We start from the raw sequence: 24,882 nt of genomic DNA, 5'->3' as shown, positions 1-24,882 counted from the left end.
GGGCTCCGGGCATCTCGAAGTTGCGTGTGTCATGATGGCATGAAATACGGCACGTTTGCGACGCAAAGTGCCATCGTCAGGTAAATCCTGCGTAATGGAAAGGGGCGGAACGATACCGCTCCGCCCCTCTCGAATTCAGCCGCGCACCAGCCATACGATGCCGACGCCGAAGGCTATGGCCAGCAGGCCCGCCATGCGCAGGGCACCCTCTGGCATGGATTGAACCTCCACCGCCAACCGCCGTGCCAGCCGGGGAAAGCCCCCATAGACCAGGCCCTCGATGACGAGGACCAGGCCCAGGGCCGCCAGGAAATCCTGCACGGATTACTGGCCGTTGGCGGCCGGCGCAGGCGCCTGAGCAGACGGAGCGGCCACAGCCGCGTCGCCCCGCGCCGGATCGCGGAAGAAGCGGAAGAACTCCGATTCCGGCGAAAGGACCATTGTGGTGCCATCGCCGTTGAGGGCGATCCCATAGGCGCTCATCGACCGGTAGAAGTCGAAGAACTGGGGATCACGCAGGTAGGCGTTGGCGTAAATGGCGCTTCGTTCGGCATCGCCCTCACCGCGCAGGATCTCGGATTCCCTCTGCGCCTCGGCGACGATTTCCACCACCTCACGATCGGCACGGGCGCGAATGCGCTGGGCCGCCTCGTTACCGCGGGCCCTCAGCCTTTCGGCTTCGGCCAGGCGTTCGGCCTTCATGCGCTCAAAGGTCTGCTGCGACACTTCCTGCGTCAGATCGGTACGGCGGATGCGCACGTCCACGATTTCCAGACCCAGCGACGTCGCATCGGGACGAAGCTGGTCGCGCACCTCGCGCATCATGTCGGCACGCTCTTCCGAAAGCGCCGCCTCGAAGCCGCGCAGACCGTAGACACGACGCAGTGCCGCATCGAGACGGGTCCGAAGCCGCTGCTCGGCCAGTTCGATGCTGCCCGAAACCGCCGAACGGAAGACGCGCGGGTCCGAAATGCGGTAGGCGATGAAGGCATCGACCTCATAGAACTTGCCGCCCGAAACCTGCACGCGGATGTTGTCGAGGTCGAAACGCAGCACGCGGTTCTCGATCATCTGCACATTGTCGGCGGAGAAGAAGGAAAACGGCATCTTGAAGTAGATGCCCGGTTCGCTCTTGACCTCGACGATCTCGCCGAAGCGCAGCACGATCGCCTGCTGGCGCGCGTTGACCACGAAGATCGACGAGTAGATCAGGAACAGGATGACGATGCCGGCAACGGCAATGGCTGGAAGACGGTTCGCCATTATTGCGTTCCTCCGGTCGTCGTGGTCGCCCCGGTCGCTGGCGACCTTTTTTGCAATTCAGGCAGCGGCAGATACGGCACGACGCCCGGGCCGCCGCCCTGCTCCACGACCACCTTGTTGGAATCCTTCAGGACCTTCTCCATGGTCTCGAGATAGAGACGCTTGCGCGTCACGTCCGGCGCCTTGGCGTATTCCTCGTGGACCGATATGAAGCGCTGCGCCTCACCCTGCGCCTCCTGCACGACGCGGTTCTTGTAGGCGGCAGCTTCTTCGCGAAGCTGTGCGGCCTGACCGCGGGCCTGGCCGAGCTTCTGGTTCGAATACTGGTTGGCCTGCTCGACGAACCTGTCCTCGTCCTGCTCGGCGCGCTGCACCTCGTCGAACGCGTCGGCCACTTCGCGCGGCGGCGCGGCATCCTCGATTGAGATGGCATTGACGTTGAGGCCGGCATCATAGCCGTCGAGCGTGGTTTGCAGGATCTGTCGCACGGATTCGGCGATGCCCTGACGGTCGTCGCGGAAGATATCCTGCGCCGGACGGCGGCCGACGGCCTCGCGCATGGCGCTTTCGGCAACCTGGGTCAGCATGCCGTCGGGATCGGAGACTGCGAACAGATAGGCGCGCGGATCGGAAACCTGATAGGCGACGGAGAACTGAACGTTGACGATGTTCTGGTCGCCCGAGAGCATCAGGCCGGACGTGTCGTTGGCGCGTGCCGAGCCGCCGATGTTGACGAGCTGTTCGGAAATCTTCGCGGTCTCGACCGTTTCGATCGGCCACCAGTGGAAGTGCAGGCCAGGCTCGGAGAGTTCCTCCTTGGGCTTGCCGAAGCGCAGTTCGACGGCCACTTCATCCGGCTGCACGGTGTAGACGGCCTTGAACACCCACATGCCCAGCAAAAGCAGCGCAAAGACCGCGAACATGGCGCGGTTGCCGCCGTTTCCGCCCGGCAGGGCGCGGCGCAGCTTGTCCTGCCCCAGCCGGATGATATCCTCCAGATCGGGTGGCGTGCCTTGCGGGCCGCTCGGCCCTCTCGGTCCCTGGCCCCACGGGCCGCCGCCGTTGCCTCCGCCGCCACCCCACGGGCCGCCGCCACTCTTGTCGTTCCAGGGCATAAATGTCCTTTCGTCCGCAGTCCCTCACACGCCATCCATGGCGCACAAGCCTTGACCTTCTATAGGGAGGCCAAAGCCGGCTTTCAACGCGTAGAACGCCTAAAAAGCCCTTTGCCCCTGCGGCATTACGCAACTTTATGTCATCGGGCGAAGTTGCGCCTCTCAACCCCGCCTTTCATAAACGACATAACGGGTGGCGTGGCTGTCCTTTTCGCCGGCAGGCACCTCCTGCTGCAATACCGGCTGCCATAGTTCGGGGTCGATGGCGGGGAAGCGGGCATCGCCGTCCACCTCGCCCAGCACATGGGTAATGTGCAGCCGGTCGGCCAGCGGCAGGGCCTGTGCATAGATATCCGCGCCGCCGATGATGCAGGCTTCCCCGTCCTGCCCAACATGGCGCTCGGCGACGTGGATCGCCTCATCGAGAGAATGCGCGATTTCGGCGCCCTCGACCCTGTAGCCGGTGTCCCGCGTCACGATGATGTTGAGCCGGCCCGGAAGCAGCCGGCCGATGCTTTCATAGGTCTTGCGCCCCATGATCACCGGCTTGCCCATGGTATCCGCCTTGAAGCGCTTCAGGTCGGTCGAAAGCCGCCACGGCAGGCCGCCATCGCGCCCGATGACGCCGTTCTCGGCGATCGCCACATAGATCGCAGTTTTCATGCCTTTTCCTTACTCCGCCTCGCCGCCGGCCGGAGCGAGGATCAATATGTCGATGTCGCGCTCGGGATAGAAATTCTTCGCCCGCATCTCGAAAGTGGTCGGGCCGGTCTTCTTCACGCCCGTGCCGCAGAAGGAAACCAGCGCCGCCGCATCGCCCTTGTCGATGGTCAGCCTGAAATCGCCGATGGTGCCCAGCGCCCAGTTCGAGCCGGTGGTCAGGACATAGGACATGCGGTACTCGGAGAGGGCCGGAACGCCGTTGGCGTTTCGGCTCGCCGCCTTGCGCACTGCATTTTCAAAGGCAGGATCCATGCAATAGCGGTGCTTGTAGTCCTGATAATCGCCCTGGAACTTGCCGTCATAGAAGAAGCCGATGCCCGCCGTCGCACCGACGCTCGGCACATAGCTGTGCGAGACGCGCACATCCTTGCCGGCGGCAAACGTCGCTTTCCACCAATAGGTCGAGCGCAGGCTCCACAACGGCGTGCGCTCGGTCTTCCAGCCGGACCCGTCGTCATATTCGTTGAGCATGAGGATGCCGCGCTCCTGCCAGTCCCGCGCCACATCGTCGGGCAGCCCGGCCAGTTTCGCATAGGCATCCTCGGCATAGGGATTGAGCGGAATGCCTGCGGCCTGCAGTTCGCCGGTGACGTCGAGCCCCACGGCAAACGCCTTCTGCTCCAGTTGGGGCGTGATCTCGGTGCCGTCGCTGGTCACACGGAAGTCGAGGAAATTGTCGGAGGCATTGTCCGGCACGGCCACCATCATGTCCGGCCCGCCGGAGATATCCGGCATCGGGAAAGCGACGATGGTGGAAATATCCTCGTCCGAGCGGTTGGCGAACACATAGTCGACCCGCACCTGCTTCCGCGAAATGAACAGGTCCTCGCTCTTCATCTCGATCAGGTCGCTGCGCGACAGGATGAGCCCGCCGGTGCCCAGTTCGGCCATGGAATCGTTGGCGAAAGCCGGCAGGGCAGCCAGCATCGCAAGCGAAGACAGGCACAGGCGCAGCATGGGTGATTCCCTCCTCGTCGGGCGACGACGCGACACTAGAGCAATTCCAGCAAAAGTGCGAAGCGGTTTTGCGTCCGGAATTGCGTCAAAACAAAAGGTTAGAGCGTTTTCGCGATTCAGGGAAAAGCGGAAAGGCTCCAGAGAGTTTCAGCCAGGTTTCCCAGGTCGAAAGCCCCCGAACCGGTCGAAGGCCCCCTCGATTCCGCCCTGCGCTCCGCTGGACAGGACGAGGCGGATCGGGCAGGAAATTGCGCCATGCGCACGCTTCTCGTCATCGGCATCGGCGCCGGCAATCCCGAACATCTGACCGTTCAGGCCATCGCGGCGCTGAACCGGGCGGATGTCCTGTTCATTCCCGACAAAGGCTCCGAAAAGAGCGATCTTGCGGCGCTGCGGCATGAAATCTGCGACCGTTTCGTCACCAATGCGGCCACGCGCCGCGTCGGGTTCGGCGTGCCGAAGCGGGCCGAGCCGACGTCCTCCTATCGCAGCACGGTGGACGACTGGCACGAGGACATCGCCGGTATCTATGAGGCGCTGATCCTCGACGAACTCGGCGACAACGGTTGCGGCGCGCTTCTCATCTGGGGCGACCCGATGCTCTACGACAGCGCCCTGCGCATCCTCGAAAGAGTGCGCCAACGCGGCAATGTCGATTTCGCGGTCGAGGTCATTCCCGGCATCACGGCCATCCAGTCGCTGTGCGCCAGCCATCGCATCGCGCTCAACCGCATCGGCGACCCGGTGCTCATCACCACCGGCCGCCGGCTGGCCGCCGAAGGCATGCCGGACAATGCCGGCACCGTCGTGGTCATGCTGGACGGCAACTGCGCCTTCCGCACCGTGAAGGACAAGGACGCCATCATCCATTGGGGCGCCTATCTGGGCACGCCGGACGAGATCGTCATTGCCGGCCGCCTCGGCGACGTCGAGGATCGGATCGTCGCGACACGCGCCGAGGCCCGCGCCGCCAAGGGCTGGATCATGGACACCTACCTGCTGCGCAAGCCGGGCGAAGCGGAAGAATAACCCTATCGCCGGTTCCACGTCAGGGCGTGCCCTCACACGTGATTCTATCCGGCGTCGATCTCGGCCTGCAGCGCCATCATATGCGTCTCGGCGGCCGAGGCGGCGGCGCGCTCGATGGCCCGGTAACGGCTGACCACGGCAAGTCCGACCGGGGTGAGTTGGGCTCCGCCTCCGCGTTTGCCGCCGGTCTGGGCACTTACCAGCGGCTTGCCGAAGACGCGGTTCATGTCCTCCACCAGATCCCAGGCATGCTTGTAGGACATCTGCATGGTGCGAGCGGCAGCCGATATGGAACCAAAGGAGGCGATGTGCTCCAGAAGCTCGATCTTACCGGGCCCGATGCGCCCGTCAGGATCGAGATTTATCCGTAAGGTCAGCGACGGCATCTTCTCTTCCCGCAATCCGGTCTCCTTCACCCATAGCGCCTTTGAGGCCGTACCGCTATTCTAAAATAGAATAACGATGGTGCGGCGCTTCACATATCCGCCTCCTGTATTCCCGCACCCGTATTGGCCTCGTCGAAGGTGACAGTCTTGACCACCGCGAACACCGGCAGGCCGGGCTTCAGATCCAGAGCCTGGCGCGACTGTTCGGTGATGCGCGACACGATGGGCACGCCGTTGCAGTCGATGCGCACCTCGCTCTCCGCGCCCGTGCCATGGGCGATGGCCGCGACCTTTCCCGGCAGGATGTTGAGCGCGCTGAGGCCGGTTGGCCGCTCCGTGGCGATCATCACGTCGCGGGCGCGGATGCGCAGCCGCACCGGCTGGCCGACGGGAATGCCGATGCGCGGCACCCGGATCTCGCCGGCGGCCGAGTGCAGCACCGACATGGAAAAGGCGTCGTCATGGCGCGCCACCACCGTCTCGACCAGTGCGCCGCCCTCGCCGCGCTCGCCCGCAGGCAGCAGGTCGAGCCGCTGCAATATGTCGGCCACCGGGCCGGAGGCAGTCACCTTGCCCTGCGCCAGCACCACCACGTCGCTCGCCAGCCGTGCCACCTCGGCAACGGAATGGCTGACATAGACGATGGGGATTTTCATCTGGTCGCGCAGGCGCTCGATATAGGGCAGGATCTCGGCCTTGCGCGCCTCGTCCAGCGAGGCCAGCGGCTCGTCCATCAGCAACAGCCGGGGGCTGGACAGCAGCGCCCGCCCGATCGCCACGCGCTGTTTCTCACCGCCCGACAGCGTTGCCGGCTTGCGCTCCAGCAGCGCGCCGATACCGAGCAGGTCGACGATCGCACCCATTTCCAGATAGCGCTCGGCAGCGGGCGTGAACCAGCGGCCATAGAGCAGGTTGGAGCGCACGCTCATATGCGGGAACAGCCGCGCATCCTGAAAGACCATGCCGATACGGCGCTTGTGACGCGGCACGAATATTCGGGCTTTGGTGTCGACCAGCACCTTGCCGTCGACCTCGATGCGCCCCTCGTCCGGCCGGATCAGCCCGGCGATCAGGTTGATGAGCGAGCTTTTGCCCGAACCGGAGGGTCCGAACAGCGCCGTCAGACGGCCGGATCCGGCAAATTGCGCCTCGATCCGGAAGTCGCCCTGGAGGTGGCGGATAGCGACGGAGAGCGTCATTCCACCTCCATCCGCTTGCCCAGCCGGCGCGCCAGCACTTCGGAGGCGACCAGCGCCAGCATGGAAATGACGATGCTGATGAGAGTGAGCCGAAGCGCGCCCTCGTCGCCGCCCGGCACCTGCGTGAAGGTGTAGATGGCCGAAGGCAGCGTCTGGGTCTCGCCCGGTATGTTGGAAACGAAGGTGATGGTGGCGCCGAACTCGCCCATCGCCTTGGCGAAGGACAGGATGGCGCCGGCAATGATGCCGGGCAGGATGAGCGGCAGCGTCACCGTGGAAAACACCCATAGCGGACTGGCGCCCAGCGTTCCGGCGGCCGCCTCCAGCTTGCGGTCGACGGATTCGATGGACAGCCGGATCGCGCGCACCATCAGCGGAAAGCCCATTACCCCGCAGGCCAGCGCCGCGCCCGTCCAGCGGAACGAGAAGACGATGCCGAAATGCTCGGCCAGAAAGGCGCCCGCCGGGCCGCGCCGGCCAAAGGCGAGCAGCAGCAGATAGCCCGTCACCACCGGCGGCAGCACCAGCGGCAGGTGAACGATGCCGTTGAGCAGCGTCTTGCCCCAGAAGCGGCCGCGCGCCAGCACATAGGCGATCAGGATTCCGGGCGGGATGGAGGCGAGCATCGCCACCGTCGCCACCCGGATCGACAGCCTGACGGCCGTCCACTCGTCAGGCGTGAGATCAAGCAACCAGTTCATGGACGGCGGGCAGGCTTAGTTGGAGACCGGCGCCAGGACGGTGAAGCCCTGCTCCTCGAACAGCTTGCGGGCCTTCTCCGTGTGCAGGCACTTCAGGAAGGCCGGCGTGTCGGCATCCTTGGACTCGGCCGTCTGCGCCACCGGATAGATGATCGGCGCATGGGTCTCTTCCGGGAAGGTGCCGATGACCTTGACCTCCGGCTCGGCCACCGCATCCGTGGCATAGACGATACCGGCCGCTGCCTCGCCGGTGGCCACCAGCTTCAGCGCCGCACGCACGTTCTCCGCCTGCGCCAGCTTGCCTTCGACCGAGCCCCACATGTCGAGCGCCTCAAGCGCCGCCTTGCCGTATTTGCCGGCCGGAACCGCCTGCACGTCGCCCATGGCGAGCCTGCCCTCGCCGATCAGGCCGGCGAGGTCGAAACCCTTCTCGAGCTTGGCTTCGGCGGTCGAATCCTTGGGGGCGACGAGCACGATGCGGTTGCCGAGCAGTTGCTCTTCAGTTGCGGCGTTGATGAGGTTCTTGTCGGAAAGATACTTCATCCAGTCGAGATCGGCCGAGATGAACACGTCGGCCGGCGCGCCTTCCTCGATCTGCTTGGCCAGCGCCGAGGACGAGGCATAGGAAATCTTGGCGGCCTCGCCGACATCGGCCTCGCAGGCGGTGTTGATGGCGTCGAGCGCATTCTTCAGACTGGCGGCGGCAAAAACGACGACCTGGCTGTCGTCGGCCTGCGCCGTCGAAACGGGGGCCATCAGCAGCGCCGAAAGCGCTCCCGCCGCCATCATTGCCTTCAAACCCGTCCTCGTGGCCCTGGCCATCGCGCTTCTCCCTGTCAGATGACTTTTGATCGAACGCCGCGGCGTGCGGCTTCATAGTCGATATATACGGATGGATATAACAAGGGAAGCCTTTTGCTTGCGCCGCAAGCGTGCTTCAGTCACTCCATTGAAAACCGGATCTGGAAAGGATCAGACCATGAAAATCAGCGCCCGCAACCAGATCAAGGGCCGGATCGTGGAAGTGTCGAAGGGCGCCACTACCGCCCATGTGCGAATCGACATCGGCGGCGCCGTCGTCACCGCCTCGATCACCAACGAGGCCGTGGACGAGCTGGGACTGAAGGAAGGCGGCGACGCCTATGCCGTCATCAAGGCATCCGACGTGATGGTGGCCGTGGACTGACAGGCGTCAAACCGCGATCGGCGCCCTGATGCTGGGATCGGCAACGTAGTTTTCCAGCCTGAAATCCTCGAATCGGAAGGCGAACAGGTCGTCCACCGCCGGATTGATCCACATGGTGGGCAGCGGTTTCGGCGTGCGCGCGAGTTGCTCGCGCGCCTGCTCGAAATGGTTGGCGTAGAGATGGGCGTCACCCAGCGTGTGTATGAACTCGCCGGGCTTCAGCCCGGTCACCTGCGCGATCATCATCGTCAGCAGCGCATAGGAGGCGATGTTGAACGGCACGCCGAGGAAGATGTCGGCCGAGCGCTGGTAGAGCTGGCAGGAAAGCCGCCCTTCCGCGACATAGAACTGGAACAGGCAATGGCAGGGCGGCAGCGCCATGGTGTCCACCTGCGCCGGGTTCCAGGCGGAAACGATGAGGCGCCGCGATTGCGGGTTGCGGCGCAGCTCGATCAGCAGGTTGGCGATCTGGTCGATCTCGCCACCATCGGACCCCAGCGCCGGCCAAGACCGCCACTGGCGGCCGTAGACGGGGCCGAGATCGCCGTTCCCGTCGGCCCATTCGTCCCAGATCGTGACGCCGTTGTCGTTGAGATATTTGATGTTGGTGTCGCCGGCCAGGAACCACAGCAGTTCATGGATGATCGACTTCAGATGCAGCTTCTTGGTCGTGGTGACGGGGAAGCCGTCCGCCAGATCGAACCGCATCTGATAGCCGAACACAGAGCGCGTGCCGGTACCGGTGCGGTCGCCGCGATCGACACCGGTTTCAAGGACATGCCGCAGAAGATCGAGATATTGCCGCATCGGCTCCGTTCCGACGAGTTTTCACGGTCCGCACTATAGACACGGCGGTCATTCCCGCACAGCCGTCGGTGCAGTCGCTCCACAGCCGAGACGACATGCGCCGACCGGTCACGAGACATGGCCGGACTGCAGAGGATGACAGCCGGCGGGCGATGCGACCCGCCTGCCCTGTCTTCAGAAGTGCCGGATCTTCAGAAACCCCGCCAGCGGCAGGCGCCTGACGATCTCTTAGAGCGAGCCCAGCTCGCCGAGTTCCTTGGCGACCAGATAGTAGAACGTCACCCGTTCCTTGGTGTTGTCGCCGGCCATGGCCTTGGCGACCTTGGCGATGGCAGCCTCGGCGGCCTGCGGCTCGGCGCCGAGCTTCTTGATGCACCAGCTGTCGCGTACGCGGTCCAGTTCCTTCTGGTCGCTGGTGGCGACAAGCGAGGAATCGCGATTGCGCAGGGCTATGCCCAGATGCTTCACGATCTTGTCCACCACCGCGGCATCCGCGCCGGCATCGTATTTCTTCACATCAGCCAGATAGTCGCTCATCGACATCCCCTCTCGGAGTTAGAAATCCCCACTTCCACGGTGATCCGCCGCTGCAACCTGTCGCCGGGCAGGATTCCCGTACCGATTGCGAGCCTGCAAGATATCGCGCGGCCAAGTCAAGCCAAAGAAATCCGTGCCGACACCGATAATTGCCTGCCTGCGCACTCTTCCATTTGCCGGCGGGACTGCCTATATTCGCACCGTCGGCTTGTCCGACTATGGCGATAAACGGGCGATGAAATAAACCGTTCGGACCCGGGGGCGGTACCCGGCGCCTCCACCAAAAACCGCCGTTACGGGCGGCTTTTGCTGGGGGCGAAACAGGATCGACGAAGGTGTAAAGATCGTACTTTCGCCCGGCATTGTACCACCGTTATCGGGCTAAACTTATAGTTGCCAACGACAACTATGCGGAAGCACGTCTCGCTGCGTAATGCGGTGCGACAGCTTCAAATAAACTCCTAGGGGTTCGCACCTCTAGGCGGGGTTCGGAGGTACCTGGCAACAGAAACCTCCACTTTCTCCCTCTCCTCTTTCATCTCCTCCTCTCCAAGGCCGCTGCGACGCGCCGCCGCGCGCGTTGGCGTGCCGGTTTTCCACCCTGACATTTCCAAGGAGTATCCGATGGGTTCCGAACGCTTCTTCGTCATCACCGGCGGTCCCGGCTCCGGCAAGACGACGCTGATCGAGGCGCTGGGTGCAAAAGGCCATTCGGCCATGCCCGAAGCGGGACGCGGCATCATCCGCGCCCAGCAGGCGATCGACGGTCCCGCCCTGCCGTGGCGAAGCCCGGCCCTGTTTGCCGAACTGATGCTGTCCTGGGAAATGCGCTCCCATGCCGCCGCGCGGGACATGGAAGGCCCGCTGGAAGGCCCGCTGTTCTTCGATCGCGGCATTCCCGACACCATCGGCTATCTGCGCCTCACCGGCCTGGCGGTGCCGGACCATATGATGAGCGCCGCCAGAACCATGCGCTACAACCGCCGGGTTTTCATCGCGCCGTTCTGGCCGGAAATCTTCGAGCAGGACGCCGAGCGGCGGCAGACGGCGGCCGAGGCGGAGCGCACCTTCGACGCCATGCGGACGGTCTATGAGGAACTCGGCTACGAGCTGCTGCACCTGCCGCTTGCGCCGGTCGACGAGCGTGTCCGCTTCGTGGCCGAGGCCGTCGGCCAACCGCCCCAAACATAGCCTCTGGCAGGGGTCGCCGATCAAATTTGCACGGCCTGGGCCCTGGAGGGGGCGTTGCCCCTCTATATGCGGTTTACGCCGTCGCCAAGCTTGATTACAGCTAGGCTGACGATTCAACGGAACTGTTCATGGCCGACGACCATATCAGATACGACATTCTGGCTCAGGAAGCCCTGCGCGGCGTCATGCGCAAGGTGCTGGCGGAGGTTTCGCGCACGGGCCTGCCCGGCAACCATCACTTCTTCATCACCTTCCTGACCGGCGCGCCGGGCGTGCGTATTTCCAGCCGCCTGCGCGAGCGCTATCCCGAGCAGATGACCATCGTCATCCAGTTCCAGTATTGGGACCTGAAGGTCTCCGATACCGGGTTCGAGGTCGGCCTTTCCTTCTCCGACATTCCCGAGAAGCTGGAGATTCCGTTCTCGGCGGTTCGCGGCTTCTACGATCCTTCGGTGAATTTCGAACTGGAGTTCGATGTCAGGACCGAACCGTCGGAGGCCGCCTTGCAGGAACCGCAGGAACCGGCCGCGCAGCCGCCGGCCGAGGTGAAACCCGCCACCAAGAAGAAGCCGGCCGAAGCCAAGAAGGAAGCGGCCGCCGCCGAGCCGGCGGCCGGCAAGGGCGCCGAAGTCGTATCGCTCGACGCCTTCCGCAAGAAATAGGGCGGGCACCGCCGTGGCCGAGATCGTCAACCTGCGCCAGGCCCGCAAGCGGAAGGCGCGGGAAGATCGGGAGCGCGTGGCAGCCGGGAACCGCGCCCTTCACGGCCGGTCGAAGGCCGAGCGGGAACGCGACCGCAAGGCCGATGAAAAGGCGGTCAGCTTCCTCGATGGGCACAGGCGTTCGCCGCCGCCCTCTTCCGACGATGCCTGAGTGAGCCTGCGGACAGTGCCATGGGCCTGGTGAAAAAACGTTCGGTCACCATTCGCGGCCACCGTACCAGCTATTCCCTTGAAGAGCCGTTCTACGACGATCTCGTCGCCATCGCCGTCACCCGCGACATGCCGCTTGCGGCGCTCGTGGCCGAGATCGACGCAAGCCGCCCGAGGGAGTCCAACCTGTCGTCAGCCCTGCGGCTCTATGTGCTCGACTGGGCCAAGGGCAAGCGGGGCTGATGCCCTCCGGCCTACGCATCGTCATCCCCGCACCCGCAGCCCGCGAGAACTTGTCCAAGTTCGGGCATGGATTCCCGACACTTTGCGCTCCCTGCGGTCGCTTAAAGGTCGGGAATGACGGATGTGCTTATACTTTTCCGTCATTCCCGGCCTCGCAATGAGCGAAGCGAATGGAGAGTGTCGGGAATCCATGCCGGAACGCTTCAAGATTCCTGAATCGCTTCCAACTCACGATCACTTCGCCTCCTCCTCGGGAGTGACGGCCGCAGCGCGATTCATCCGCCTTCGAGCGACCGCAACAGGTTCTGCAAGGTGAACGGTTCGGTTGCCGGGGGCACGGTGCCGTTGTCAGTGGCGGGCGGCGGCAGCGGCGCGCGCTCCAGCGCCGGCGGTTCCGGCGAACGGGCGGCCTCCGCCTCGCGGCGCGCACGCTCCTCGGCTTCCGTTGCGCGAGCAGCCTGCTCGGCCCGCAACTGCTCTTCACGCGCAAGGCGTTCCGCCTCGGCCCTTGCCCGCGCTTCCTGTTCGGCCTTCAGCCGTGCCTCTTCCTGCCGGCGCCGTTCCTCCTCGGCCGCGCGCTCGCGCTGCACCTGCAAGGCCGCGTAATAGCGCACTTCGCGCCGCAGCCGCTGCTTTTCGAGCAGGGCCGCCTGCATGGCTTCCACCCGCTGCTGCTCCCGCTCCAGCGCCCGCTGGGTCAGGAATTGCGCCAAGGGCGCGCTGTCGAGGCTGACCGTCATGGAAGCAAGGGGGCCGCCGACCGAGAAGTTGAGCACCGGCTCCGAGCCGACCAGCGCCTCGTTTCCGGCACGGTAGGCAACTGCGCCCTGGACCTGCGCGGTGCCGGCAGCCAGATCGGCGCCAAGATCGGCCGAAATATCCGCTGCCTTGCCAGACAGCTTGACCGGCGGCGCCCGCAGCACCCCGTTCGCGAGCGTGAAGGCAATGTCCGCGTCCTGCACGGCGAAGCTGCCTTTCGTTGCAATCGCCGGCGCGAACTCGGCCGTCCGGCGTGCATCGATGTCGCGGCCCGCGGCATCGGCCGCCGCCAGGAAGGCAGGCAGCGCATCGGCGTTGAGGTTGGCGACCTGCAGCCCCCTGAGCGAGGCCGTACCGGAGCCCGACAGCGAGGTCACCATGCCGTCGACCGACTTGCCGCTGGTCGACAGGGCGGCGGAGAGATCGGTCTTTCCGGACAGGCCGCTGTCCGGCAGGAGCGCGGCAAGGTCCGCGCCCCCCACGCTCATCTGTGCGCTCAGCAAGCCAGTCCCGCCGGAATTCTTGAGCTCGAACAGGCCGGACAGCGCCCCGCCGAACAGCCTGCCCGTGAGATCGGAAACCCGCAGCCCCTCGCCGTCCAGTTTCAGCGACAGGGAGGCATCGTATGCGGTGGCGAAATGCCCGGCCAGAAGGGCGGCCGTGGAAACGTCCAGCTCGGCGCTGACCGGTGCGGTGGAGGTGGCCGCGAAGGGCACTGTCGGCCAGCCCTCGGTGACGGACGCAAAGGCGGCATCGCCCATCAGCATCGCCGCCAGCGGGTCGAGGTTGAGTTCGTCGAGGACCAGCTCGCCGGTAAGATGCGGCTTGCCGTCCTTCACCTCGGCATTGATGTCGCCTGAAAAGGCGCTTTCATTCACTGCGCCGGAGAGGCCGTTGAGGATCAGCAGGCCGCTGCCATAATCGGCATCGGCGCTGAAAGACATCGAGGTTCCCGTGCCCATGCCGGGGATGGCGACGCCGGCCGTCATCAGCCAAGGCTCGATATCGGCCGCCTCCAGGCTTGCCCTGCCCTTCAGCGCCGCGCCCTGTCCGGCCGCCGAAACCGTGCCGTCGAACGAAGCCTTGAAATCGTCGCCGGTCAGCACCGCCATGGTGGCCATGCCGTCGCGCAGGCTGCCCTTGGCGGAGATATCCGCCACGCCGGGACCCGTCAGCCCGAGCGGCAGCGCCGGCAGGCCGGCCAGCGCCATCAGCGTCGTCGCATCGTCGTTGCGGATGCCCAGGGTGACGGACAAGGGCGTGTCCAGCATATCGCCGGCATCGCGCTGGCCCGAAAGGCTGGCTGAAAAGGCGGAACCGCCGGCGCTGCCTTGCGCCGAAAGGGCGAAGCTGCCGCCGCTGCCGTCCTCGGCCGCCACGCTCATCACCGCATCGATACGCGCATCCTCCAGCAACCCGGGATAGGCGCGCGCACGCGCCGCCAGCCCCTTAACCAGTGCCCCGACGATCGGCCCGCTGTCGCCTTGTCGGCCATCCAGAGCCTCGACCAGCGGCGCCAGATCGACGGCGACCAGCGAGGCATCGAGATTTCCGGCGGGACTGTCGGGAAAACCGGAAATGCGCCCGGTGGCGCTGACGGCAGCGCCGGCCAGTCCGGTCAGCGCCAGCCGGTCGACTTCCAGCACACCCTCGCGCAGCCGCAGCGCCGTATCCACCCGCTCGGCGGAAAGACCCCATGCCTCGACCGGGCCGGCCTTGATATCGAAATCGAGATCCTGCCCGGTGAAGCGGTTGGCGCCCTCCGTGCTGACGAAGATCGAGGCAAAGGCGGAAAGCCCTTCCAGGTCGAGCGCCCCGCCATCGAGCGTCAGCGCCACCGCCGGCCTCGCATCACCGGTCTGCACGGCCTCGATACGGCCGCCGAACTTGGCGCCGCCCAGCATCAGTTCCAGATTGCTGAACTTCTGGCGCGAACGCGTCAGGTCCACCTCGGCGCTGAAACCGGCGCCCGGCAGGCGGCGCACCGCCTCGTCGACGTCCCTCGCCAGCCATGCCGCGAACCCGGAAGGCTGCGCCACGGCAAGCAGCATCTTGCCCTTGAAGCCGAAGGACTCGCCGGTGCTCAGCAGGCCGTCGGCATCCAGCGTCGTGCGTCCGGGCAAGGTCGCGCCCAGCGAATGCACCATCCAGCCGGCTTCCGCCGGTTCGGCCGAGAGGTGCACGTCGCGAATGGTGGTGTCGCCGGCCACCACGGCCGGCAGTTGCACATCGACGGAGCCGGGGATCGTCGGGCGCGGCAGCCGCCGCAATGCCGTCTCCAGCGCGGCGATACGCGCTTCGGCGCTGAGCGCCGGCCCGCCTTCGCCCGAGACCGCTTCGTCGAATTGCACCTGCGCCCCCGACGCCTCGATGCGGAAGCGCGGCTCCGGCCCCAGATCGAGCGAGGCGGTGCCGTCCGCGGCATAGGGATTGTCGAGCGGCCCCGTCTCGAAACGGAATTCGTCGAGGGAAAGCCTGCGGTGATCGAGCTGGAACTTGCCGCTGGCCCGATAGCCGGGCACGGCCTTCACCGGCGCGACCGCCACAGCCTCGCCGTCGCTGCCGCGCAATTGCACCGGGCTCGCCTCGTCCTCCGTCAGCCTGAACTGGCCGGCATAGAACAGCGCGCCCTTTTCAATACGCGCATTGCCGTCGCTTTCCATGGTCGCGGCAAGGCCGTGGGGCCGGGCCCGCAGCCTCAGCCGCATGTGGCCGTCGTCGCCGACCCGGCCGGTGGAGGCGGAAATCTCGGTGCGCAGCCCGTCGAACAGCATGGCGCCGTCCACCCGCCATGGTCCCAGCAGCGACCTCGCCGAAACCGTGGCATCGACGCCCGACAGCGTGTGAACGCGCCCGCCCGCGCCGTGCCGCACTTCCACCTCGCCATCGGAAATGGTGAGCTTTTCGACGGCGATCTGGGCCGGATCGAAGGGCGAGGACGGCCGCATCGCCCAGTCGACCGTGCCGTCCTCGCCTATGGCGATGGTGGCGCGCGGCCGCTCCAGCCGCATGTCGAAGATCAGCACCTCGCCGCGCAGGAACGGCGCCAGTTCGGCATCCATGGAGAATGTATCGACGGTCATGGCCGGCTGGCCTTCGGCGCCGCCGGACACCACGACATCGGTGAAGGTGACGGATGGAAACGGCAACAGCCGGGCCGTGGCATCGCCGCGCACCGTGACGTTGCGGCCGAGGATGGCGCTCGCCTCACGCTCGAAATCGGCGCGGTAGCCGGTCCAGTCGATGAACGGCGGCACGGCCAGCGCCGCAAGCAGCACCAGAACCAGCAATCCGCCGACGATCACGAACAGGCGTGCGAGCATGTCCTCACTTGAGCCCTGGAGCATTTCCGCTTTCTGTGAATCGCGAAAACACCCCAACCCTTTGTTTGACGCAATTCCGATCGCAAAACCGCTTCGCACTTTTGCTGGAATTGCCCAGGAAGCAGCCCGATCCTATCCGGATATCGATGACGATAAAGAGGCAATGCCGGTTGCCCGCTGCAAAATGCTCTAGCCGGTGATGGTCTTGCCCGGGTTGAGGATGCCCTGCGGGTCGAGCGCCTGCTTGATCGCGCGCATGATATCGACGCCATGGCCGAGTTCGCGGCGCAGGAAACCGGCCTTGCCCTGCCCTATGCCATGCTCGCCGGTACAGGTGCCGCCCATGGCGATGGCGCGCATGTTGAGCCGGGCGACGAACCCCTCCACCCTGGCGATCTCGGCCGGATCGTCAGGGTCCATCAGCACCAGCGTGTGGAAATTGCCGTCGCCGGCATGGCCGACGATCGGCGCGACCAGACCGTTCTCGGCGATATCGACCTCGCTTTCGGCCACGCATTCGGCCAGCCGCGAGATCGGCACGCACACATCGGTGGAAAGACCCTTGGCGCCGGGCCGCAGCGTGAAGGAAGCCCAATAGGCGTCATGGCGCGCCTTCCACAGCTTGCTGCGCTCCTCGGCCACGCTCGTCCACAGGAACGGCCCGCCGCCCTGCTCCTCGGCGATCATGCCGAACAGATCGGCCTGTTCGGCAACGCCGGCCTCGCTGCCGTGGAACTCGAGGAACAGGCATGGGCTCTCGGGATAGTCGAGCTTCGAATGCAGGTTGATGGCCTTCATCTGAAGGGCGTTGACGAGTTCGATGCGGGCGACCGGAATGCCCATCTGGATGGTCGCGATGACCGCCTGGCAGGCTGCCTCCAGGGTCGGGAACGGGCACACCCCGCCCGAAATCGCCTGCGGAATGCCGTGCAGGCGCAGGGTCAGGCTGGTGATGACGCCAAGCGTGCCTTCCGATCCCACCAGCAGGCGGGTGAGGTCGTAGCCGGCGGCACTCTTCTTCGCCCGGCTCGCGGTCGTCACGACCTCGCCATCGGCCATCACCGCCGTCAGCGCGATCACGCTTTCGCGCATGGTGCCGTAGCGCACCGCATTGGTGCCCGATGCCCGCGTCGCCGCCATGCCGCCGAGCGAGGCGTTGGCGCCGGGGTCGATCGGGAAGAACAGGCCGGTGTCGCGCAGGTGCCGGTTGAGGTCCTCGCGCGTCACCCCCGGCTCGACCGTGCAGTCGAGATCCTCGGCATTGACCGCGAGAATGCGGTTCATGCGCGAAGTGTCGAGCGAAATGCCGCCACCCGGCGCGTTGACATGGCCTTCGAGCGAGGTTCCCGTTCCGAACGGGATCAGCGGCACGCGATGCGCGGCACAGGCCCGCACCACCTGCTGCACCTCTTCGATGCTTTCGGGAAAGACCACGCCATCCGGCATCTGGTTCGGCAGGTAGGTGGTCGTGTGGGCATGCTGCTCGCGAATGGAATGGCCGGTCTGGAACCTCTCCCCGAACGCATCGCGCAGCGTTTGCAGAACCGCCGCGATGCCTTCCTCGTTGCGTTCCACCGCGATCAGGTCGCTGAGAGCCATGCTTCCTCCGCCAACAGGACAGGCGGGCCTCCTGCTTGCGATTAAGCTCGGCCCGCGAATATGTTTCCTGATCTGCCTTTCCGGCAGCTTTGTCCAGCTTTGGAAGGACCCTGCATGACTGTTTCCGCACCCTTCGTCTCGCGCGTCATGGAGGTCGAGAAGGACTGGATCGACTACAACGGCCACATGAACATGGCCTACTACAATGTGCTGTTCGATCGCGGCGCCGACGAGGTGCTGAACCTGCTCGGCATCGGCGCGGCCTATGCCAGGGAGCGCAATCTCACCATCTACACGGCCGAGGTGCATGTCTGCTACGTGCAGGAACTGCACCAGGACGACAAGGTGACGGTGAGCTTCCATCTGCTGGACAGCGACGAGAAGCGCCTGCGCGCCTATCAGGAAATCCGCCATGTCGATGGCTGGCTGGCGGCCACCTCCGAAAGCCTCTCCTTGCATGTCGACATGTCCGGCCCGAAGGTTGCCGCCTTCCCCGAAGATGTCGCGGCCAATATCGAGGCGATGCGCGCGGCGCACAGCCGCCTGCCGATGCCCGAACAGGCCGGACGCGCCATCGGCATCCGCCGCAAGGCGACGGCCTGAAAGGGGCGCCCAAGCGCCCCGTTAACCCTAAGAAAGGATAAACGGGGGATAGGCCCGACGATGCCGTTGCAACGAATCGCGGCAACGGCCAATCCATTGGCATGGCTACGCAGAACAACCTGCCGCCTTCGTCCGCGACGGCCGGCCCCATACGCAGCGTCAAAATGGAAGCCGAGCGGCTGGCCGCCGATCCGCGCGTGACGGACTACGATTTCTGGCGCACGCTGCGCAATGTCGACAATTGCATCTTCGAGATCGCGGCCAGGGGCCAGCCCATTCCCTTCGACATGGTGCGCTGGCGCGCCATCCTCAAGCAGGCGCGCTCGCGGCGCGGGCACGCCTGACGGTCCGCACCACAAAACCCTTATCTGTCAAAGGTTTACGACCGTCCTTGGACTCCATGCCTCAGAACGCATAGGCGGCGGTCGAGGCCACGCCCAGCAGAAGCGCCACGCCGATCAGGATCGCATAGAGGCGCGGCAGGTCGAACAGCACCGCATAGCCTGCGACATAGGCCGTGAAGGCCGAGCCCAGCGCCAGAAGGAAGCCGTTGCGGTCGCCCGCCACCAGATTGGCCGCCATCAGTCCGCCGAGGATCAGCGCCCCGAACACGATGATGACCGCAATGCCGGCCTTGTCGAAATTGTCGTCCATGCCTCATCCCTTGCAACCGGTCCGCTGTCCCCGGGGGAATTCCGAGGCGGACCGGTGAAGCAGACTTAACCGAGCAGACGGCGGGAGCAAGACCAAACTGGTATTCACCGCCCCGGAAGCCGGATCGGTGTGGATTTCAGGAGACGGTCGGCCATTGCGGCATGGGCCGGAAGTGGGGCGATGAGCACCCGCGCCGGAGGCTTTGCTTGCCAGCCGCCCGCCTGCCGGGGTAATCGAGAGCGGTTGCCGGAACAAAACGGCGACACTTCTGGTCTTTCGGGACCGAATCACTACATTCGGGAACAATGTCCGGCTTTTCCGACGATATGCCCTTCTTTGACGAACCGGGCGCCAGGCCTCCGGCCGCCTCCGGCGACGCTCACGCGCCGTCCGGCATCGCCGCACGCGCCATGGCCGCGCGTCAGGCGCAGAGCGGCCCGCCCGACTATCTGAAGGGGCTCAATCCCGAGCAGCGGCAGGCCGTCGAGACCACGGAAGGCCCTGTACTGGTCCTGGCCGGGGCCGGCACCGGCAAGACGCGGGTGCTCACCACCCGCATCGCCCATATCCTGGCCACCGGCCGCGCCTACCCCTCGCAGATCCTGGCGGTGACCTTCACCAACAAGGCCGCGCGCGAGATGAAGCAGCGCATCGGCCTGCTGGTCGGCGAAGCGATCGAAGGCATGCCGTGGCTCGGCACCTTCCACTCCATCGGCGTCAAGATATTGCGCCGCCATGCCGAACTGGCCGGCCTGCGCTCCGATTTCAGCATCCTCGACACCGACGACGTCATCCGCCTCATCAAGCAACTCATCCAGGCCGAAGGTCTGGACGACAAGCGCTGGGCGCCGCGTACTTTCGCCCAGATGATCGACGGCTGGAAGAACAAGGGCCTCGGCCCCGAGGAGATTCCGGAAGGCGATGCGCGTGCCTTCGGCAACGGTCGCGGCCGCGAGCTCTATCGCGCCTATCAGGAGCGGCTGACCACGCTGAACGCTTGCGACTTCGGCGATCTTCTGCTGCATCCGATCCGCATCTTCCGCGCCCACCACGATATTCTGGCCGAGTATCACAAGCGCTTCAGATACATATTGGTGGACGAGTACCAGGACACCAACACCGCCCAATATATGTGGCTGCGCCTTCTGGCCCAGCGCCCCAAGAGCACCCATACCGGCTCATTGCAAACGGCCGAAGGCCGAGCGCGCGACGGCGCGCCGGGCGACGTTTCGTCCGCCCCCGCGGAGGGCCAGCCGCCGCAGGCGGCGATGCGGCCCGTGAGCGAAAACAAAGTCAATATCTGCTGCGTCGGCGATGACGACCAGTCGATCTATGGCTGGCGTGGAGCGGAGGTGGACAACATCCTGCGATTCGAGAAGGATTTTCCGGGCGCGACGGTGATCCGACTGGAGCGCAACTACCGCTCCACCGCCCATATCCTCGGCGCCGCAGCGCATCTCATCGCCCACAATGAAGGCCGGCTCGGCAAGACCCTGTTCACCGACAGGCCGGACCCGGAAGACCCCAAGGTCAATGTCCATGCCGCCTGGGATTCGGACGAGGAAGCGCGCGCCGTCGGCGAGGAGATCGAGGCGTTGCAGCGCAGGAGGCATGCGCTCAACGACATCGCCATTCTGGTGCGGGCCTCGTTCCAGATGCGCGCCTTCGAGGACCGCTTCATCGAGATCGGCCTGAACTACCGCGTCATCGGCGGCCCCCGCTTCTACGAGCGGCAGGAAATCCGCGACGCCATGGCCTATCTGCGCGTCGTGGCCAATCCGGGCGACGATCTCGCCTTCGAGCGCATCGTCAACGTGCCGAAGCGCGGCCTCGGCGAGGCCACCATCCGCCAGATCCACGACACGGCCCGCGCGCTCGGCGTGCCGATGCTTCAGGCTGCCGCCAACCTGGCGGAGAGCGACGAACTGAAGCCCAAGCCGCGCGCCGCCCTGCGCGAGGTCGCCGCCAATTTCGCCCGCTGGCAGGACCTTCTGGAATCGACGCCGCATACCGAGCTGGCCGAGACGATCCTGGAGGAAAGCGGCTATACCGACATGTGGAAGAACGACCGCTCGGCCGAGGCCCCGGGCCGGCTCGACAACCTCAAGGAGCTGATCCGCTCCATGGAGGAGTACGAATCGCTGCGCGCCTTCCTCGAACATGTCGCGCTGGTCATGGATGCGGAGCAGAACGAGGACCTCGACGCCGTTTCGCTGATGACGCTGCATTCGGCCAAGGGGCTGGAGTTCGAGACGGTGTTCCTGCCCGGCTGGGAGGAAGGCCTGTTCCCCCACCAGCGCGCGCTGGACGAAGGCGGCCGCTCGGGCCTCGAGGAAGAGCGCCGGCTCGCCTATGTCGGGCTGACGCGGGCCAAGAAGAACCTGCACATCTGGTTCGTCTCCAACCGGCGCATCCACGGCCTGTGGCAATCCACCATTCCCTCGCGCTTCCTCGACGAGTTGCCCGAGGCGCATGTGGAGGTCAGCGAAAGCGGATCGAGCTATGGCGGCTACGGCAACCCCTATGGCGCCTCGCGCTTCGACAATCTGGGCTCGCCGTCGGGCGGTTATGCCCAGAGAGGGGACCAGGCCTTTTCCAACACCTACGCCACCCCCGGCTGGCAGCGAGCCCGCCAGAACCGCACCGAAGCGACCAGCCGCAACTGGGGCACCCGGTCCGGCCATGCCGTCGAACGCATCGGCTATGGCGAGGCCGATTCCGGCTATGGCGCCGGCCGTGGCTCGGTGAAGGGCCGCACCATCGAGGGCGAACTGGTCGCGAAATCGGTGGCGGATGCCCCGTCGGCCTTCAAGGTCGGCGACCGGGTGTTCCATATGAAGTTCGGCAACGGCAATGTCGCCGCCATCGATGGGAACAAGCTAACCATCGATTTCGACCGCGCCGGCCAGAAGAAGGTGCTGGACAGTTTCGTGACCGCGGCCTGACAGGCGGGCTTACCCGCCCGAGCGCATGGCTTTCAGTTTTTCGGCGGCCGCGGCGGCAAGGTCTCCGAATCGTTCCTCCAGCCGCTCGGCCGCTTCGATGACGGAAAAGTCGTGGTCGAATTTCTCCAGCGTGGCGCGCAGGTCCTCGACGAATTCGGCCTGACGGTCGAGTTCCCCGAACAGCGCCCGCACCTGCTCCTCCGTCACATGCGGATTCTCAAGGATCGCGGGCACCTCGCGCGCCATCTTCTCGCCCGTCTCGGTCTGCTTGCGCAGGATTTCGACCCAATCCGCCACGATATCCTCGTTTCTGTTCCGGCAACCATGACCGCTTGGGCGCAAAGGTCAATCTCCGGTCGTGGGCTGCTCCTTTTTCCCGGCATTGCGCGCCTGCCGCCGAACCGCGCGCTCGCAGGTCTTGCGGATGTTCTCTACCTCCGTCTCGGTCAGATGCTCGATGCCGATGAAACGGTTGTTCGCCTTGGAGATGCGGATGAGTTCGTCCAGTTTCGCCTGTATCGCCACGCCGTCGCGGTTTTGCGTGTTCTGGATCAGGAACACCATCAGGAAGGTAACGATGGTCGTGCCGGTGTTGATGATGAGCTGCCACGTATCGGAGAAGCCGAACAGCGGCCCCGTCACCGCCCATATCACCACCACCGCCACGCAGGCGATGAAGGTGAACGGCATGCCGGCGATATAGGCGACGGCATTGGCAGCTTTGGTGAAGGGCTTCTCGAGCATCGGACTGTCCTCGGACCCATACAGAACAGCGAGGCATGGCAACCGGTTCCATCCCGCCAAACGACTACAACTTTATACAACTTTTAATTGTAAAACCCATATACTGCATCTTATGGATGATCGGCCACAGTTTTCATGCAGGCGATGGTGCCTGTTCTTTCCGCTTCAGCGGAACCTCCGGCCCCTTCCGCCTCGCCACCCCCGCACGGCGGAAGGGGTACCGGCCTCGGGAGGGAGACGACATGGCGCGAAAGCCGGAGCGGCGGCGAGCAGGCAATGCATCGTCCGGCCGAGCGCTCCTTCTCGCAGCCCCTGCCCTCCTGTCGCCCCTCATCGGTCCTGTTGCCGCCGGGGCTGCCGAACCGCAGCTATCGGCTTCCATCGAGCGTCACTGGACCAGCAACGCGTTGGACAGCGAGATCGCCGTGGCGGACTGGTACACGCTACTGCGCGGCGGCATGCGCCACCAGGTGGGTGACGACGACGCCAATGCCGGCATCGACGCCGAGTTCCAGCTTGCCCGCCATGATCGCATCGCCATCGAGGACGATCGCAGCCTTGCCGTCTCGGCCCACGCCTTCCGCCGTCTGTCGCCTGCGCTGGAGTTGCGCGGAACGCTCGCCTATTCCGCCATCAGCAAGGGCGACCATCTCGAAATCGGCCCGCTGGTCATCGGCACGCGCGCCCTCAAGCAGGTGGCGAGCGCGCAGGTGCAGATGGGCTTGGCGCTGGGCGGAGCCACTGCCCTCGTCCTCGATATGTCGAATGCCTTCGAGACGACGGGGCGCACGCATTTCGAGCAGGACCTCCTCGATCCGGTGCGGCTCGATCCCGATGTGAACAAGTTCAGGGCCGCGGCGCGCCTCATGCGCACCCTCGGCCCGCTCGCCGCCGGCGGATCGCTCTCCGCCCTGTTCGCAACGGTGGAAAAGCTCGGCTCGCCGCCTGTCGCCCTCTCCTATACGCTCTACGGCGCGCAGGGCGAACTGGAGCTGCGCACAGCCGCCGGCATCGCCTTCGGCATGGCGCTGGGTGCGGAGAACTTGCGCGGGGCGCATGGCATCTATGATGAGGTCCGCCCCGCCTGGCATGTGAAGGCATCCATGCCGCTGCCACGCGATTTCGAACTGCGCGGCGCCTGGTTCGGCCGCTTCGAGACCGCCGACAGCGATGATCCGCTGGCCTCCTGGCTCGACCGGACCGAGATCGAGCTGGGCTGGAAGGCGACGGAACGCCTCGCTTTTTCCGCCGGCGTCTATCGCGAAGTGAAGCAGAACCTGCTTATGGAAAACGAGGAGCGTGGCCGGGGCTTCTATGCGCAGGCCACCTATGCCTTCGGCAAACCGCTCAGCGCAATATTCCGGGTGGATGTGTCGAAGACGTTCAAGACCATCCTCGACATCCGGGAACGCACCACCGACGCCTTTATCGGCCTTCGCGCCCGGATTTGAACTGTACCTGCTCACGAGTGCGGGCAGGAGGGACGCGAACCTTCCTGCCCGCAGCCGGACCCGGACATCCGACTTATCGGCTTAGCGGCGCTTCTTCACCGCGTAGGACTTGACCGAATAGGTCGAGTAGGAGTTCCCGCTGTCGTAGGTGTTGCCGCTGTTGTCGGTGTAGCTGTTGCCGCCGCCGCCAATGCCCACCGACGACTTGGCCGAACCGTTGCCGATGCCGAGAACGCCGAGCCCGATGCCGCTCAGGATGCCGTTGCCGAGCACGGTGTTGTTGCCGGACAGGATCGGCGACTTGTTCAGGATCGAAAGGCCGTTGAGCAGCTTGACGTCGCCCAGCGCTATGGCAGGTGCAATATTGAGCAGGCCGCCACTGGAATTGTTGCTGTTGCCATTGGTGCCCCAACCGCCGGCATGTGCACTGAAAGTTGCAAAAGAAATAGCTGCGCCTGCAAGAATAACGGTGAACTTGTTCATGACACTCTCCTCTGTTGCTTCCGTTTGTCCTTGCGCTTCAGATAAATACCTCCGATGTCAGGATACGGAATCCCGATCTGGTTGCAACTAAAGATTGCTATATTTTAGTTCT

At 65.1% G+C, this 24,882-nt stretch carries 27 protein-coding genes and 1 other RNA gene; 11 read left to right on the top strand and 17 right to left on the bottom strand.

Translation table 11 applies throughout. The annotated features are described in order from the left end of the window. Positions 1-135: 135 nt before the first annotated feature. The 5 genes from ABID37_RS00820 to ABID37_RS00800 form a co-directional block, all read right to left on the bottom strand. Positions 136-321 (bottom strand): DUF2065 domain-containing protein, encoded by a 186-nt coding sequence (locus ABID37_RS00820; protein ID WP_354192055.1) that lies wholly within the window; start codon positions 319-321, stop codon positions 136-138. Between the two features lie 3 nt (positions 322-324). Further along, positions 325-1,263: a protease modulator HflC gene (hflC, locus tag ABID37_RS00815; protein WP_354192054.1), complete on the bottom strand. Its 939-nt coding sequence runs from the start codon at positions 1,261-1,263 to the stop codon at positions 325-327. Continuing rightward, positions 1,263-2,378 carry an FtsH protease activity modulator HflK gene (hflK, locus tag ABID37_RS00810; RefSeq protein WP_354192053.1) on the bottom strand — a complete coding sequence of 372 codons (1,116 nt, stop codon included), beginning with the start codon at positions 2,376-2,378 and terminating at the stop codon, positions 1,263-1,265. Before hflK ends, hflC begins: the two co-directional genes overlap by 1 nt. Positions 2,379-2,540: 162 nt before the next feature. After that, the gene (locus tag ABID37_RS00805) at positions 2,541-3,041 is read right to left on the bottom strand and encodes a dihydrofolate reductase (RefSeq protein ID WP_354192052.1); all 501 of its coding nucleotides are present in this window, start codon (positions 3,039-3,041) and stop codon (positions 2,541-2,543) included. Between the two features lie 9 nt (positions 3,042-3,050). Continuing rightward, entirely contained in the window at positions 3,051-4,058 is a 1,008-nt protein-coding gene (locus ABID37_RS00800; RefSeq protein WP_354192051.1) for a DUF4424 domain-containing protein, read from the bottom strand. A gap of 255 nt (positions 4,059-4,313) precedes the next feature. On the opposite strand from ABID37_RS00800, the gene cobF reads away from it, so the two are divergent. Further along, complete coding sequence (gene cobF / locus ABID37_RS00795; protein ID WP_354192050.1) at positions 4,314-5,087, top strand: precorrin-6A synthase (deacetylating); 774 nt, start codon at positions 4,314-4,316, stop codon at positions 5,085-5,087. Between the two features lie 44 nt (positions 5,088-5,131). Here the strand turns inward: cobF and ABID37_RS00790 are convergent, their stop codons facing one another. The 4 genes from ABID37_RS00790 to modA form a co-directional block, all read right to left on the bottom strand. Further along, positions 5,132-5,473, bottom strand: coding sequence for a winged helix-turn-helix domain-containing protein (locus ABID37_RS00790; RefSeq protein ID WP_354192440.1), 342 nt, complete (start codon positions 5,471-5,473; stop codon positions 5,132-5,134). An 89-nt stretch (positions 5,474-5,562) separates the two neighbouring features. Further along, entirely contained in the window at positions 5,563-6,672 is a 1,110-nt protein-coding gene (gene modC / locus ABID37_RS00785) for a molybdenum ABC transporter ATP-binding protein (protein ID WP_354192049.1), read from the bottom strand. Further along, a complete protein-coding gene (gene modB, locus ABID37_RS00780; RefSeq protein WP_354192047.1) occupies positions 6,669-7,373 on the bottom strand; it encodes a molybdate ABC transporter permease subunit in 705 nt (234 codons plus the stop codon). The genes modC and modB overlap by 4 nt, the downstream gene beginning before the upstream one ends. Positions 7,374-7,388: 15 nt before the next feature. Beyond that, positions 7,389-8,195: a molybdate ABC transporter substrate-binding protein gene (modA, locus tag ABID37_RS00775; RefSeq protein WP_354192046.1), complete on the bottom strand. Its 807-nt coding sequence runs from the start codon at positions 8,193-8,195 to the stop codon at positions 7,389-7,391. A 157-nt stretch (positions 8,196-8,352) separates the two neighbouring features. Between modA and ABID37_RS00770 the strand changes: the two genes are divergently transcribed. Next, positions 8,353-8,559 carry a TOBE domain-containing protein gene (locus ABID37_RS00770; RefSeq protein ID WP_354192045.1) on the top strand — a complete coding sequence of 69 codons (207 nt, stop codon included), beginning with the start codon at positions 8,353-8,355 and terminating at the stop codon, positions 8,557-8,559. Positions 8,560-8,565: 6 nt separating this feature from the next. Here ABID37_RS00770 and ABID37_RS00765 read toward each other — a convergent pair whose 3' ends face one another. Beyond that, positions 8,566-9,366, bottom strand: a complete 801-nt coding sequence (locus ABID37_RS00765; protein ID WP_354192044.1) for a thymidylate synthase — start codon at positions 9,364-9,366, stop codon at positions 8,566-8,568. Positions 9,367-9,594: 228 nt separating this feature from the next. Beyond that, a complete protein-coding gene (locus ABID37_RS00760; protein WP_354192043.1) occupies positions 9,595-9,903 on the bottom strand; it encodes a DUF2853 family protein in 309 nt (102 codons plus the stop codon). Between the two features lie 163 nt (positions 9,904-10,066). Between ABID37_RS00760 and ssrA the strand changes: the two genes are divergently transcribed. The 5 genes from ssrA to ABID37_RS00735 all read left to right on the top strand — a co-directional run bounded on the left by ssrA (position 10,067) and on the right by ABID37_RS00735 (position 12,209). Continuing rightward, positions 10,067-10,422: a transfer-messenger RNA gene (gene ssrA, locus ABID37_RS00755) on the top strand. A 105-nt stretch (positions 10,423-10,527) separates the two neighbouring features. Continuing rightward, on the top strand, positions 10,528-11,094 hold the full coding sequence (locus tag ABID37_RS00750; protein ID WP_354192042.1) for an AAA family ATPase: 567 nt from the start codon (positions 10,528-10,530) through the stop codon (positions 11,092-11,094). A 128-nt stretch (positions 11,095-11,222) separates the two neighbouring features. After that, entirely contained in the window at positions 11,223-11,756 is a 534-nt protein-coding gene (locus ABID37_RS00745) for an SspB family protein (RefSeq protein WP_354192040.1), read from the top strand. A 13-nt stretch (positions 11,757-11,769) separates the two neighbouring features. Continuing rightward, entirely contained in the window at positions 11,770-11,967 is a 198-nt protein-coding gene (locus ABID37_RS00740; protein ID WP_354192038.1) for a DUF4169 family protein, read from the top strand. Between the two features lie 20 nt (positions 11,968-11,987). After that, positions 11,988-12,209 carry a ribbon-helix-helix domain-containing protein gene (locus ABID37_RS00735; RefSeq protein ID WP_354192037.1) on the top strand — a complete coding sequence of 74 codons (222 nt, stop codon included), beginning with the start codon at positions 11,988-11,990 and terminating at the stop codon, positions 12,207-12,209. A 275-nt stretch (positions 12,210-12,484) separates the two neighbouring features. Here ABID37_RS00735 and ABID37_RS00730 read toward each other — a convergent pair whose 3' ends face one another. Continuing rightward, complete coding sequence (locus tag ABID37_RS00730; protein ID WP_354192439.1) at positions 12,485-16,291, bottom strand: AsmA family protein; 3,807 nt, start codon at positions 16,289-16,291, stop codon at positions 12,485-12,487. 189 nt (positions 16,292-16,480) lie between these two features. Beyond that, complete coding sequence (locus ABID37_RS00725) at positions 16,481-17,890, bottom strand: FAD-binding oxidoreductase (RefSeq protein WP_354192036.1); 1,410 nt, start codon at positions 17,888-17,890, stop codon at positions 16,481-16,483. 114 nt (positions 17,891-18,004) lie between these two features. Between ABID37_RS00725 and ABID37_RS00720 the strand changes: the two genes are divergently transcribed. Together ABID37_RS00720 and ABID37_RS00715 are read left to right on the top strand one after the other, a co-directional pair. Further along, positions 18,005-18,493, top strand: a complete 489-nt coding sequence (locus tag ABID37_RS00720; protein WP_354192034.1) for a thioesterase family protein — start codon at positions 18,005-18,007, stop codon at positions 18,491-18,493. 101 nt (positions 18,494-18,594) lie between these two features. Beyond that, entirely contained in the window at positions 18,595-18,837 is a 243-nt protein-coding gene (locus tag ABID37_RS00715; RefSeq protein ID WP_354192033.1) for a hypothetical protein, read from the top strand. A 61-nt stretch (positions 18,838-18,898) separates the two neighbouring features. On the opposite strand, the gene ABID37_RS00710 is transcribed toward ABID37_RS00715, so the two are convergent. Then, a complete protein-coding gene (locus ABID37_RS00710; protein WP_354192032.1) occupies positions 18,899-19,147 on the bottom strand; it encodes a hypothetical protein in 249 nt (82 codons plus the stop codon). 305 nt (positions 19,148-19,452) lie between these two features. On the opposite strand from ABID37_RS00710, the gene ABID37_RS00705 reads away from it, so the two are divergent. Continuing rightward, the gene (locus tag ABID37_RS00705; protein WP_354192031.1) at positions 19,453-22,092 is read left to right on the top strand and encodes an ATP-dependent helicase; all 2,640 of its coding nucleotides are present in this window, start codon (positions 19,453-19,455) and stop codon (positions 22,090-22,092) included. Positions 22,093-22,101: 9 nt separating this feature from the next. Here the strand turns inward: ABID37_RS00705 and ABID37_RS00700 are convergent, their stop codons facing one another. Further along, a complete protein-coding gene (locus ABID37_RS00700; protein WP_354192030.1) occupies positions 22,102-22,389 on the bottom strand; it encodes a hypothetical protein in 288 nt (95 codons plus the stop codon). A gap of 48 nt (positions 22,390-22,437) precedes the next feature. Continuing rightward, positions 22,438-22,836 (bottom strand): low affinity iron permease family protein, encoded by a 399-nt coding sequence (locus ABID37_RS00695; RefSeq protein ID WP_354192029.1) that lies wholly within the window; start codon positions 22,834-22,836, stop codon positions 22,438-22,440. Between the two features lie 242 nt (positions 22,837-23,078). Here ABID37_RS00695 and ABID37_RS00690 point away from each other — a divergent pair, with 242 nt between their 5' ends. Next, complete coding sequence (locus ABID37_RS00690; RefSeq protein WP_354192028.1) at positions 23,079-24,287, top strand: hypothetical protein; 1,209 nt, start codon at positions 23,079-23,081, stop codon at positions 24,285-24,287. Positions 24,288-24,368: 81 nt separating this feature from the next. Here the strand turns inward: ABID37_RS00690 and ABID37_RS00685 are convergent, their stop codons facing one another. After that, positions 24,369-24,770: a hypothetical protein gene (locus tag ABID37_RS00685; protein WP_354192027.1), complete on the bottom strand. Its 402-nt coding sequence runs from the start codon at positions 24,768-24,770 to the stop codon at positions 24,369-24,371. Between the last annotated feature and the right edge of the window lie 112 nt (positions 24,771-24,882).

Origin of the sequence: Aquamicrobium terrae (assembly GCF_040545735.1) — a bacterium.
Lineage (GTDB): Bacteria > Pseudomonadota > Alphaproteobacteria > Rhizobiales > Rhizobiaceae > Mesorhizobium > Mesorhizobium terrae_A.
This window is presented reverse-complemented; position numbering and strand designations above follow the sequence as displayed.